We start from the raw sequence: 11,902 nt of genomic DNA, 5'->3' as shown, positions 1-11,902 counted from the left end.
CGACTGGGAATCGGCCATGGCCTGACCGGAATTTGCGGCCCCCCCCGCCTGCCGCGCCGCGGGTGGGGGGGGGGGCGTGGTGGCGCCGGGCGCCACGGCGGCGGCGGCTTCGGGCTCTATGCCCGACGCCTCCGCGCCACCGCCCGCGGCAACGTCCCCGGCGTCGACGGTCAGAGCACCGCCCAGAGCCATGACCGAGGGCGCCTTGTCCTTCAGCTCCAGCACGATCCGCTGCGCGAGCTTCGGCCCGACCCCGTTCGCCTTGCGGACCGAAGCCCAGTCGCCCAACGCGATCGCCCGTCCCAGCCCCTCGGGGCCAAGCGTGCCCAGGATCGCCAGCGACACCTTGGCCCCGACCCCCTGGACCGAAGTCAGAAGCCGGTGCCATTCCTTCTCCAGCATCGTCGGAAAGCCGAAGAGCTGCAGCAGGTCCTCGCGGACCAGCAATTCGGTGTAGAGCGCCGCCGCCTGCCCGACCGGAGGCAGCCCAGCCGCCGTCCGCTCGCTGACATGGACGATGTAGCCGACCCCGCGCACATCGATCAGGACATGATCGCGCGCCCGATGCAGGATGATCCCCGCGATCCGCCCGATCATGCCGCGCCCTTCCCGGCCGCGATCACGCGCAGGCTGCGCCCTTGAAGATGGCGGGCATGGCAGATGGCGATGGCCAGCGCGTCCGCCGCATCCGGGCTTTCGAACCGCACGCCGGGCAGCTGGACGCGGACCATGTGCTGCACCTGCTCCTTGCCCGCGTGGCCCACGCCGACCACGGTCTTCTTGACCGCATTCGGCGCATATTCCCCGACCGCGATCCCCGCCTCGGCCGGGGCCAGCAGCGCGATGCCGCGGGCCTGGCCCAGCTTGAGCGTGCCCGTCGCGTCCTTGTTCACGAATGTCTGTTCCACCGCGGCCTCGTCGGGTTGATGGGCCGCAATCACCCTGCAGAGCCCCCGGAACAGCACCGAGAGGCGAGCGCCCAGATCCTGTGCGCCGTCCGAATGGATCGTGCCGTTGGCGACATGGCGGATGCGCGGGCCGTCGACCTCGATCACGCCCCAGCCCATGTTCCGCAAGCCGGGATCGATGCCCAAGACCTTCATGCTGCCCCCTTTTCTTTCACCTCTAGCACGAAGCGGGAACATCTGGCTAGGTGGGCCGACAAGATGGGTATTTGGGCAACGAAGAAGCCCGTCATTCCTCGATGACCTCCAGCACGCCCGGCACGGCGCGCAGGGCCTGGCGGGCGGGGGTGGTGAGGGGGGCGTCGTTGGCGACCTCGATCTCGATGATCTCGTCCTCGTGGCGCAGGCGCAGCCGGATCGGGCCGCGGGCGCGCGCGGGGGCGGTGATCTCGGTCGTCACGCGCCCCAGCACCTCGGCGAGGCGGGGGATTGTGTCGGCGCCCTGGATCTCGACCGCGAGGCAGCCGGCGCCGGCATCGGCGACGAAATCCTCGAGCAGCGTCACCGAGTTCGCCAGCATCTTCACCTGCTCGCCCGAGGGCTCGACCTTGACCTGCAGCACCACGTTCTGCCCCGGCTCCAGCCTGTCGCGCGCCGCCGATAGAAGGTCCGAGAAGCAGGTCACCTCGTAGAGCCCTGTTGGATCGGACAGGCTGACGAAGGCATAGGCGGTGCCCTTGGCCGACTTCCGCTCCATCCGCGCGGCGACCGTGCCGGCGATCTGGGCGACCAGCGGGCCGGTCTCGGCCTCGCGGGTGATGTCCGCGAGGGTCTGCACCTTCTTGCGCCTGAGCGCCGTCTGATAGTCGTCGAGCGGGTGGCCCGAGAGGTAGAAGCCGATGGCCTTGTGCTCCTCGCCCAGCTTCTCGGTCGGCAGCCAGACCTGCGCCAAGGGGGCGCGCGGCGGCGGCAGGTCCTCGCCCCCGCCGAAGAGCGAGGTCTGGGAGGAGGCCGCCTGTTCCTGCACGGCCGCCGACCAGGCGCAGAGCGCATCGAGCGACTTCATCACCCGCGCGCGGTTGTCGTCCAGCACGTCGAAGGCGCCGGCGCGGGCCAGCATCTCGAGCGGGCGCTTTCCGACGCGCTTCATGTCCACGCGGCGGGCGAAGTCGTGGATGTCCTTGAACGCCCGGTCCCCGCGCGCGTCGTGAATCAGCTTCATCGCCTCGATCCCGACGCCCTTCAGCGCGCCGAGCGCGTAGTGGATGCGCCCCTGCCCCACCGTGAATGTCGGGGCCGAGCGGTTCACGCAGGGCGGCACGATCTCGATCCCCATCCGGTCGCATTCGCGCTTGTAGACCGCCAGCTTGTCCGTGAGGTGGATGTCGCAGTTCATCACCGCGGCCATGAACTCGACCGGGTGGTTGGCCTTGAGCCAGGCGGTCTGGTAGCTGACCACGGCATAGGCCGCCGCGTGGGACTTGTTGAAGCCGTAATTGGCGAACTTCTCCAGAAGGTCGAAGACCTCGCCGGCCTTCTTCTCGGGCACGCCGTTGGCGACCGCGCCCTTGACAAATTTGGGCCGCTCCTTGGCCATCTCGGCGGCGATCTTCTTGCCCATCGCGCGGCGCAGAAGGTCGGCGCCGCCGAGCGAATAGCCCGCCATGACCTGCGCGATCTGCATCACCTGTTCCTGATAGACGATGATGCCCTGCGTCTCGGCTAGGATGTGGTCGATCGAGGGATGGATCGATTCCAGCTCGCGCAGCCCGTTCTTGACCTCGCAATAGGTCGGGATGTTCTCCATCGGGCCGGGGCGGTAGAGCGCGACCAGCGCCACGATGTCCTCGATGCAGGTCGGGCGCATCCGGCGCAGCGCGTCCATCATGCCCGAGCTTTCGACCTGGAACACCGCGACCGTGCGGGCGCTGGCGAAGAGGTCATAGCTGGCCTTGTCGTCCAGCGGGATCAGGTTGATCTGGTTCTCGGTCCCCGGCGCGGGCTGATACAGCTGGCGCCCGTTGGCGGCGACATGCAGCGGGCGGCCCTGCCCGTTGATCAGGTCCACCGCGTTCTGGATCACGGTCAGCGTCTTGAGGCCGAGGAAGTCGAACTTCACCAGCCCCGCCTGCTCGACCCATTTCATGTTGAACTGCGTCGCCGGCATGTCGGACGCCGGATCGCGGTAGAGCGGCACCAGCTGGTCCAGCGGCCGGTCGCCGATCACAACCCCCGCGGCGTGGGTCGAGGCGTTGCGGTAGAGCCCCTCCAGCTGCTCGGCATAATCCAACAGGCGCTTGACCACCTCCTCCCGCGCGGCCTCGCGCAGGCGCGGCTCGTCGGCGCGGGCCTTGGTGATGCTGACGGGCTTGACGCCCTCGACCGGGATCATCTTGGACAGGCGGTCCACCTGGCCGAAGGGCAGTTGCAGCACGCGCCCCACGTCGCGGACGGCGGCCTTGGACAGCAGCGCACCGAAGGTGATGATCTGGCCGACGCGGTCCTTGCCGTATTTCTCCTGCACGTAGCGGATCACCTCTTCGCGGCGGTCCATGCAGAAGTCGATGTCGAAGTCGGGCATCGAGACCCGCTCGGGGTTCAGGAACCGCTCGAAGAGCAGCGAGTAGCGCAGCGGGTCGAGGTCGGTGATGGTCAGCGCATAGGCCACGAGGCTGCCCGCGCCCGAGCCGCGGCCGGGGCCGACCGGGATGCCCTGCTGCTTGGCCCAGTGGATGAAGTCGGCGACGATCAGGAAGTAGCCCGGAAAGCCCATCTGCTCGATGATGCCCAACTCGAAGTCGAGGCGTGCGTGGTATTCCTCGACGCTGACGGCGTGGGGGATCACGGCCAGCCGCGCCTCCAGCCCCTCGCGCGCCTGGCGGCGCAGCTCGGCCACCTCGTCATCGGCGAAGCGCGGCAGGATGGGCGCGTGCTTGGCGACGGCGAAGGCGCAGCGGCGGGCGATCTCGACGGTGTTCTCCAGCGCCTCGGGCAGGTCCGCGAACAGGACGGCCATCTCCTCGGGCGTCTTGAAATAGTGCTGCGGCGTCAGGCGGCGACGAGGCTGCGACTGATCGACATAGGCCTTTTCCGCGATGCAGATCAGCGCGTCATGCGCCTCGTACATGGTGGATTTGGGGAAATAGACATCGTTCGTCGCGACCAGCGGCAGGTCGCGCGCATAGGCGATGTCGATCAGCCCGCCCTCGCTGGCGGCCTCGGCGGGCATCAGCCCGCCATCCTCGCCGGGATGGCGCTGAAGCTCGATGTAGAGCCGCGTCGGGAAAGCCTCGGCCAGCCGCGCGGCCAGCGCATCGGCCCGCGCGGCCTGCCCCTGCGCGATCAGCTGTCCCATCGGCCCCGTCGCGCCGCCGGTCAGGCAGATCAGCCCCTCGGCATGGCTGCACAATTCATCGAGCGTGACATGGGGCAGTGCCCCCCCCTCGCGCAGATAGAGGCACGAGGACAGGGCCATCAGGTTCATCCACCCGTCACGGTTCTGCGCCAGAAGGACGACCGGCCCGGTCGCCTCGGCCGCCAGCGTGACCTGGCAGCCGATGATCGGCTGAACCCCCTTGTCCCGCGCCTTGACGCTGAATTCCAGCGCCGCGAACATGTTGTTCGTGTCGGTCAGCGCGACAGCGGGCATGCCCGCATCTGCGGCAAGGCTTGGCAATTTGCCCACAGGAATGGCACCTTCCAGCAAGGAATGCTCGGAATGTGTGCGAAGATGGATGAATCGGGGGGATTTCTCGGCCATGATCGCGACACTATCGCAGCCTGACCAAACAGCGCAATTGCGCGTCGGGCGATTGGCGGTTTAAGCAGGTGAAGTTTTGACCAAGGGGACAGATTTGGCCGAGCCGACCGTCTTTCGCGCCGAGGGGATCGGCAAGTCCTATCCCGGCGTCCGCGCCAATGACGACGTCTCGTTTGCCGTCAGGCCCGGCGAGATCCATGCCCTGTTGGGCGAAAACGGCGCGGGCAAGTCCACGCTGGTGAAGATGATCTACGGTCTCGTGCGCCCTGACGAGGGCCGCATGTTCCTGCTGGACGCGCCCCACGCGCCCCATGATCCGCGCGCGGCGCGGGCGGCGGGCGTGGCGATGGTGTTCCAGCATTTCAGCCTGTTCGACGCGCTGACGGTGGCCGAGAACATCGCCTTGGGGATGGAGAACCCTCCCCCCCGGCGCGAACTGGCCGCGCGGATCACGCAGGTCAGCCATGATTTCGGCCTGCCCCTGAACCCCGCGCGCCGCATCGTCACCCTGTCGGCGGGCGAGCGCCAGCGGGTCGAGATCATCCGCTGCCTGCTGCAGAACCCGCGCCTCTTGATCATGGACGAGCCGACCAGCGTGCTGACCCCGCAAGAGGCCGAATTGCTGTTCGCCACGCTGCGCAAGCTGGCAGAGGCGGGGACCGCGATCCTTTACATCAGCCACAAGCTCGAGGAAATCCGCGCCCATTGCGACCGCGCCACGATCCTGCGGCATGGCCGCGTCGTGGAGAGCTGCGATCCCCGCGCCCATTCCGCCCGCGATCTGGCGGCAATGATGGTCGGCGGCCAGATGCGCCAGATCGACCGCTCGGGTCGTCAGGCGGGCGAGGTCCTGCTGGAGGTGCGGGGCCTATCGATGCCCGCCCCCGATGCCGAAGGCACCGCGCTGAAGGACATCGCCCTGACCCTGCGCGCGGGCGAGATTCTGGGTATCGGCGGCGTCGCCGGCAACGGGCAGGAGGAATTGCTGGCCGCCCTGTCGGGCGAGGTCGCCAGCCGCCCCGGCACCGTCACGCTGGTGGCGGCCGACCTGTCCGCCAAAGGCCCCGAGCCGCGCCGGGTCGCCGGACTTCTGGCCGCGCCCGAGGATCGTCTGGGCCATGCCGCCGTCCCCGATTTCAGCCTGATCGAGAACACGCTGCTGACGGCGGGCGCCCGCAAGGGCCTGGTCCGGCGCGGCCTGATCGACCACGCCGCCGCGCGCGATTACGCGCTGGCGGTGATCCGCGACTTCGATGTCCGCACCCCCGGCCCCCATGTCGCGGCCCGCGCCCTGTCGGGCGGCAATCTGCAGAAATTCGTCATCGGCCGCGAGGTGATGCAGTCTCCGCGCGTGCTGGTCGTAAACCAGCCCACATGGGGCGTGGATGCGGGGGCCGCCGCCGCCGTGCGCCAGTCGCTGCTGGACCTTGCGCGCCGTGGGGCGGGGGTCATCGTCATCTCTCAGGACCTGGATGAGCTTTTGGAACTGTCCGACCGCTTCTGCGCGCTGAACGAGGGCCGCCTGTCGCCCCCCGTCCCGACCGAGGGACTGACGCTGGACCGCATCGGCCTGATGCTGGGCGGCGCGCATGGCATGGAGGAGGCCCGGATATGATCCAGCTTGTCCCGCGCCAGAGCGCTTCGAACACATGGCAGATCGCGACGCCGCTGCTGGCGGTGCTGGCCACGATGATCACGGGCGGCCTTCTGTTCGCCATCATGGGTCACAATCCCGTCGCCGCGATCCGCACGATCTTCTGGGACCCGCTCTTCGGCATGGCCTCCAGCTATTCGCGCCCGCAGCTTCTGGTGAAGGCCGCGCCCCTGATCCTGATTGCCTCGGGCCTTGCCATCGGCTTTCGCGCCGGCATCTGGAATATCGGCGCCGAGGGGCAATACATCATGGGCGCCATCACCGGCGCCGCCGTCGCGCTGGCGCTTTACCCGCTGGAGGCGTGGTGGCTGTTCCCGGCCATGGTCGCGGCTGGTCTGGCGGGGGGCTGGGCCTGGGGCATGATCCCGGCGCTGCTCAGGAACTGGTTCGGCGCCTCCGAGATCCTCGTCTCGCTGATGCTGGTCTATGTCGCGCAGCGCATCGCGGCATGGATGGCATTCGGCCCGATGCGCAACCCGCAGGGGATGGGCTTTCCCGGCTCGCGGAACCTGCAGCAATATCCCTCGGCCTCCAACCCGGAACTGATCGCGGGAACGGGCGCGCATTGGGGCGTCGTTGCGGCGGCTTTCGCCGTGCTGGCGACGTGGTTCCTGATGAGCCGCCATATCCGCGGCTTCCATGTCCGCGCCGCAGGCACCGCGCCGCGTGCCGCGCGCTTCGCGGGCGTGCGCCCGGCGGTGCTGGTCGCGTTCTGCCTTGGCCTCTCGGGCGCGCTGGCGGGGGCTGCGGGCCTCTTCGAAGTCGCGGGCCCGGCGGGCCAGATCACCGACCGGATCGGCGTCGGCTACGGATTTACCGCGATCATCGTGGCCTTTCTGGGGCGCCTGCATCCCGTCGGCATCCTGCTGGCGGGCCTGCTGCTGGCGCTGACCTATATCGGCGGCGAGCTGGCGCAGCTGACGATGGGCCTGCCCGCCGCCTCGGTCCAGGTCTTTCAGGGGATGCTGCTGTTCTTCCTGCTGGGCTTCGACCTGCTGACCCGCTACCAGATCCGCCGGAGGATCACCGCATGATGATCGACCCGCTTTCCGTCTTTCTGCTGCTGCTGGGCGCCTCGACCCCGATCCTGTTCGCGGCCTTGGGCGAACTGGTCGTGGAACGTGCGGGCGTGCTGAACCTCGGGGTCGAGGGGATGATGATCACCGGCGCGCTGGCGGGCTTCGGCGCGGCCTATTCGACCGGCAACCCCTTTCTGGGCTTTCTGGTGGCGGCCTGCGCGGGGGCGGCGATCTCGATGCTGTTTGCGGCGCTGACGCAGGTCTTCCTCGCCAATCAGGTCGCATCCGGTCTGGCGCTGACCCTGTTCGGCCTGGGCCTTGCCGCCATGCTGGGCAAGCCCTTCGAGGGCGTGCGCGCCCCTGCCATGCCTGCAGGCCCCTTGCGGATCAACTGGATCGTCTGGCTGGGGCTGGTCATGGTGCCTCTGGTCTGGTGGTTCCTGAACCGCACGCGGTCCGGCCTGATCCTGCGCGCCGTGGGCGAGAATCACGAGGCCGCCCACGCTCTTGGCTACAACATCCGCCTTACCCGTCTAGCCGCGATCGCCTTTGGCGGCGCGATGGCGGGTGTCGGGGGGGCGTTCATCTCGATCGCGACGGTCCTGCAATGGACCGAGGGGATGACGGCGGGCGCGGGATGGATCGCACTGGCCATCGTGGTCTTCTCGAACTGGACGGCCCCGGGAGTGCTGGCGGGCGCTTGGCTCTTCGGCGGCGTCACCGTGCTGCAATTGCGGCTGCAGGCGGCGGGCGTGGCGGTTCCGGTGCAGCTTCTGTCCATGGCGCCCTATCTGGCCACGATCATCGTGCTGGTCGCCATATCGGCCCGGCAAAAATTCAGCAGGCGTGCCGGAACAGGCGCGCCCGGATCGCTTGGCACGAATTTCCACGCGCTGCGCTGAAACGCGGCCCTTCACTTCCAACAGAGGAACAGACCCATGCAACGCAGAACCCTTCTGGCAACGGCCTCGGCAATGATGATGGCGCTGGCCGCCCCGGCCCTGGCGCAGGACGAGCCGCTGAAGGTCGGCTTCATCTATGTCGGCCCGGTGGGCGACGGCGGCTGGACCTATCAGCACGATCAGGGCCGCCTTGCCATCGAGGCCGAGTTCGGCGACCGGGTGGAAACCACCTTCATCGAAAGCGTGCCCGAGGGCGCCGATGCCGAACGTGCCCTGACCCAGCTGGCGCTGGCGGGCAACCAGTTGATCTTCGCGACCTCCTTCGGCTTCATGGACCCCGTGATCAACGTCGCCCAACGCTTCCCGGACGTGAAGTTCGAACACGCGACCGGCTACAAGACGGCCGAGAACGTGGCGACCTATGACGCGCGCTTCTACGAGGGCCGCGCCGTGATCGGCACCATCGCCGGTCATATGACCGAATCGAACAAGATCGGCTATATCGGGTCCTTCCCGATCCCCGAGGTGATCCAGGGCATCAACTCGTCCTTCATCCATGCCCGCAAGGTGAACCCGGATGTCGAGATGCGCATCGTCTGGGTCTACAGCTGGTTCGACCCCGCCAAAGAGGCCGAAGCCGCCAACGCCCTGCTGGCCGAAGGCGTTGACGTGATCATGCAGCACACCGACTCGACCGCACCGCTGGCCCAGGCCCAGGCCGCCGGCGCGATCGGCTTCGGTCAGGCCAGCGACATGGCGGCCTTCGCGCCGACGCCCCGCGTCTCGTCGATCATCGACGACTGGTCGCCCTATTACATCAAGCGCGTGCAGGCGATGCTGGATGGCACCTGGGAAAGCGGCTCCAGCTGGGCCGGGATCGGCGAGGGCGAAGTCGTGATCGGCGAGATCAGCGAAGCGGTGCCCGAAGAGGTCAGGGCCGAGGCACTGGCCCTGCGCGACGCGATCGGCGCGGGTGAATATCACCCCTTCACCGGGCCGCTGAACAAGGCCGACGGGACCGTCTGGCTGGCCGAGGGCGAAACGGCCTCGGACGCCGATCTGCAATCGATGAACTTCTACGTCGAAGGCATCACCGCGCAGATCCCGCAATAAGAAGAAGGGGGGCGCTGCCCCCCGTCCCGTTCCGGGACTCCCCCCGGGATATTTTTCCAAGGCAAAGAACGATCACGCCCCGCTTCACCAGAAGCGGGGCGCTTTGCCTTGGACGGTCATCGGCGTCCCCGCCTGTACCGTGACTCCAGCGATAGCGCGCCGAGGTTAAAGACGGGTTAACGCATTTTGCCTTGGGCCAAATATCCTGCGGGGGGAGTCGCGCTTGCGCGACGGGGGGCGCAAAGCCCCCCTGCCCGGCCGCCTTCGGCGCGAGGCTCAGCCCATGCGCTCGCTGGCATAGCTGCCAGGCGAGGGCGGGAATACCACGGTCTTGTCGCCGTTCAGGAAGACGCGCCCATGGATATGGGCGTGGATCGCGCGGGCCAGCACCTGCGCCTCGACATCGCGGCCAAGGCTCACGTAATCGGACGGGCTTTGGGCATGGGTCACGCGGACCGTGTCCTGTTCGATGATCGGGCCCTCGTCCAGATCCGCGGTCACGTAATGGCTGGTCGCGCCGATCAGCTTCACGCCGCGTTCATAGGCTTGCTTGTAGGGATTGGCGCCCTTGAAGCTGGGCAGGAACGAGTGGTGGATGTTGATGATCCGTCCCGACATCTGCTGGCACATCCGGTCAGACAGAACCTGCATGTAGCGCGCCAGGACGATCAGTTCGGCGCCGGTCTCCTCGACCACCCGCATCTGGGCGGCCTCGGCCTCGGGCTTGTTCTCGGGCGTGACCTTGATGCAGTGAAACGGGATGTCGTGGTTCACGACGACCTTCTGGTAATCCATGTGGTTCGAGATGACGCCCACGATCTCGATCGGCAGCGCCCCGATCCGCCAGCGATAGAGCAGGTCGTTCAGGCAATGCCCGAATCGGCTGACCATGATCAGCACCTTCTTCTTGACGGCATCGTCGGACAGATCGACCTGCATCCCGAAACGGGACGCGATGGGCGCGAAATCCGCGCGCAGGCTGTCCAGCGTCGCCGCCCCCTCGGAGCGGAAGCTGACGCGCATGAAGAAGCGGCCGGTCTCGGCATCGTCGAACTGGGCGCTGTCGGTGATGTTGCAAGCCGCATCCGCAAGCGCGCCCGAAATGGCGGCGACGATGCCGCGGGTCGAGGCGCAGGTCACGCGCAGGGTGTAGCTGTTCATGCGTCGGTCGTTCCTTGAGATCGGACGTGAAAAGGGGGCGCGAGGGCCAGCCCCCGCATCCCCCGACATTTCCCCCGATCCGGGCGCGATGACAATCCGTTTGCGACGGGGCACGACCGCCCCGCGACATCGGGCCTGCCGTCAGGCGGCGGGCATGCGCGCCTCGACCATGCCGGCATACCAGCTGGCGCCGGCCGGGATGGTCTCGTCATTGAAATCATAGGCGGGGTGGTGGACCATCGCCGTGTCGCCATTGCCGACCCAGATATAGGCGCCGGGGCGTTCGTTCAGCATGTAGCTGAAATCCTCGCCGCCCATCATCGGCTCCATGTCGGTCTTGATGTCGCCGGCGATGCCGCGCGCCACTTCGGCCGCCCATTCCGTCGCCTGATCGTCGTTCATGGTGACGGGGTAGCCGCGCTGGTAATCGACGACCGCCGTGGCGCCCATTGCCGCCGCGACATGGGTGGCGACGCGGGTGATGCCCTCTTCCAGCTGGTCGCGGACGCCGGGATCGAGGCTGCGGGCCGTGCCCTTCAGCGTCACGACCTGCGGGATCACGTTATGCGCGGTCGAATCCGTCGAAACGACGCAGACCGAGATTACCGCGTTCTTCAGCGGGTCGATGTTGCGCGAGACGACCGATTGCAGCGCGACGATGATCTGCGCCGCGGTCAGGGTGGTGTCGATGCAGTCATGGGGCTTGGCGGCGTGGCCGCCCTTGCCCGTCACGGTGATGTCGAACTGGTCGGCAGCGGCCATCATCGGGCCGGGCTTGATCGCGAAGCTGCCGACCGGCAGGCCCGGCATGTTGTGCATGCCGTAGAATTCCTGGATCTTCCAGCGATCGACAAGCCCGTCCTCGACCATGGCCAGACCGCCGCCGCCGCCCTCTTCGGCGGGCTGGAAGATCACCACGGCGGTGCCGTCGAAATTCCGCGTCTCGGCCAGGTATTTCGCCGCGCCAAGCAGCATGGCGGTGTGACCATCATGGCCGCAGGCATGCATCTTGCCGGGCACTTTCGAGGCATGGGGCGCGCCGGTCTGTTCATGGATGGGCAGCGCGTCCATGTCGGCGCGCAGGCCGATCACGCGGCCGCTCTTGTCCGTGCGGCCCTTGATCACGCCCACGACGCCGGTGCGGCCCACCCCCGTCGTCACCTCGTCGCACCCGAATTCGCGCAGCAGCTCGGCCACCCGGCCAGCGGTGCGATGGACCTCGTAGAGCAGTTCGGGGTTCTCGTGGAAATCCCGGCGCCACGCGGTGATTTCGGGCAGCAATTCGGCAAAGCGGTTCTTGACGGGCATTGGTTCGGTCTCCTTCACGGCAGCAGCGTGGCGATTTCTTGCATCATCTGCAAGAGGCTGGATGCCGCCTGCCTAGGAAT

9 protein-coding genes are annotated in these 11,902 nt (G+C 67.7%); 4 read left to right on the top strand and 5 right to left on the bottom strand.

The genetic code is table 11. The features are described from left to right. From ruvA to dnaE, 3 genes are all read right to left on the bottom strand, one after another. Nucleotides 1-597, bottom strand: a 597-nt coding sequence (gene ruvA, locus QAR72_RS14940; protein WP_304618175.1) for a Holliday junction branch migration protein RuvA, incomplete at its 3' end; no start/stop codon positions are given. Beyond that, nucleotides 594-1,103, bottom strand: a complete 510-nt coding sequence (gene ruvC, locus QAR72_RS14935; protein ID WP_304618174.1) for a crossover junction endodeoxyribonuclease RuvC — start codon at nt 1,101-1,103, stop codon at nt 594-596. The genes ruvA and ruvC, both read right to left, overlap by 4 nt. A gap of 91 nt (nt 1,104-1,194) precedes the next feature. After that, nucleotides 1,195-4,665 (bottom strand): DNA polymerase III subunit alpha, encoded by a 3,471-nt coding sequence (gene dnaE, locus QAR72_RS14930; RefSeq protein WP_304618173.1) that lies wholly within the window; start codon nt 4,663-4,665, stop codon nt 1,195-1,197. 94 nt (nt 4,666-4,759) lie between these two features. On the opposite strand from dnaE, the gene QAR72_RS14925 reads away from it, so the two are divergent. Genes QAR72_RS14925 through QAR72_RS14910 form a run of 4 tightly spaced genes read left to right on the top strand, consistent with a single transcriptional unit; the run spans nt 4,760 to nt 9,353 of the window. Then, nucleotides 4,760-6,280, top strand: coding sequence for an ABC transporter ATP-binding protein (locus tag QAR72_RS14925; RefSeq protein WP_304618172.1), 1,521 nt, complete (start codon nt 4,760-4,762; stop codon nt 6,278-6,280). Next, the gene (locus tag QAR72_RS14920; RefSeq protein ID WP_304618171.1) at nt 6,277-7,353 is read left to right on the top strand and encodes an ABC transporter permease; all 1,077 of its coding nucleotides are present in this window, start codon (nt 6,277-6,279) and stop codon (nt 7,351-7,353) included. Before QAR72_RS14925 ends, QAR72_RS14920 begins: the two co-directional genes overlap by 4 nt. Beyond that, nucleotides 7,350-8,240 carry an ABC transporter permease gene (locus QAR72_RS14915; protein ID WP_304618170.1) on the top strand — a complete coding sequence of 297 codons (891 nt, stop codon included), beginning with the start codon at nt 7,350-7,352 and terminating at the stop codon, nt 8,238-8,240. The genes QAR72_RS14920 and QAR72_RS14915 overlap by 4 nt, the downstream gene beginning before the upstream one ends. Nucleotides 8,241-8,276: 36 nt before the next feature. Next, nucleotides 8,277-9,353, top strand: a complete 1,077-nt coding sequence (locus tag QAR72_RS14910) for a BMP family ABC transporter substrate-binding protein (protein WP_304618169.1) — start codon at nt 8,277-8,279, stop codon at nt 9,351-9,353. Nucleotides 9,354-9,629: 276 nt separating this feature from the next. Here QAR72_RS14910 and purU read toward each other — a convergent pair whose 3' ends face one another. After that, nucleotides 9,630-10,514, bottom strand: coding sequence for a formyltetrahydrofolate deformylase (purU, locus tag QAR72_RS14905; protein ID WP_304618168.1), 885 nt, complete (start codon nt 10,512-10,514; stop codon nt 9,630-9,632). Nucleotides 10,515-10,655: 141 nt separating this feature from the next. Beyond that, complete coding sequence (locus QAR72_RS14900; protein ID WP_304618167.1) at nt 10,656-11,822, bottom strand: M20 aminoacylase family protein; 1,167 nt, start codon at nt 11,820-11,822, stop codon at nt 10,656-10,658. Between the last annotated feature and the right edge of the window lie 80 nt (nt 11,823-11,902).

The sequence above is a fragment of the Paracoccus sp. (in: a-proteobacteria) genome (assembly GCF_030604785.1).
Lineage (GTDB): Bacteria > Pseudomonadota > Alphaproteobacteria > Rhodobacterales > Rhodobacteraceae > Paracoccus.
The sequence above is the reverse complement of the archived record's forward strand: the minus strand, read 5'-3'. Positions and strand labels throughout refer to the sequence as shown.

Bases quoted from the DNA above. Each gene is read 5' to 3' on its own strand.
- ruvC (WP_304618174.1), bottom strand. From the start codon at position 1,103: ATGAAGGTCTTGGGCATCGATCCCGGCTTGCGGAACATGGGCTGGGGC.
- dnaE (WP_304618173.1), bottom strand. From the start codon at position 4,665: ATGGCCGAGAAATCCCCCCGATTCATCCATCTTCGCACACATTCCGAG.
- QAR72_RS14920 (WP_304618171.1), top strand. From the start codon at position 6,277: ATGATCCAGCTTGTCCCGCGCCAGAGCGCTTCGAACACATGGCAGATC.
- QAR72_RS14915 (WP_304618170.1), top strand. From the start codon at position 7,350: ATGATGATCGACCCGCTTTCCGTCTTTCTGCTGCTGCTGGGCGCCTCG.
- QAR72_RS14910 (WP_304618169.1), top strand. From the start codon at position 8,277: ATGCAACGCAGAACCCTTCTGGCAACGGCCTCGGCAATGATGATGGCG.
- purU (WP_304618168.1), bottom strand. From the start codon at position 10,514: ATGAACAGCTACACCCTGCGCGTGACCTGCGCCTCGACCCGCGGCATC.
- QAR72_RS14900 (WP_304618167.1), bottom strand. From the start codon at position 11,822: ATGCCCGTCAAGAACCGCTTTGCCGAATTGCTGCCCGAAATCACCGCG.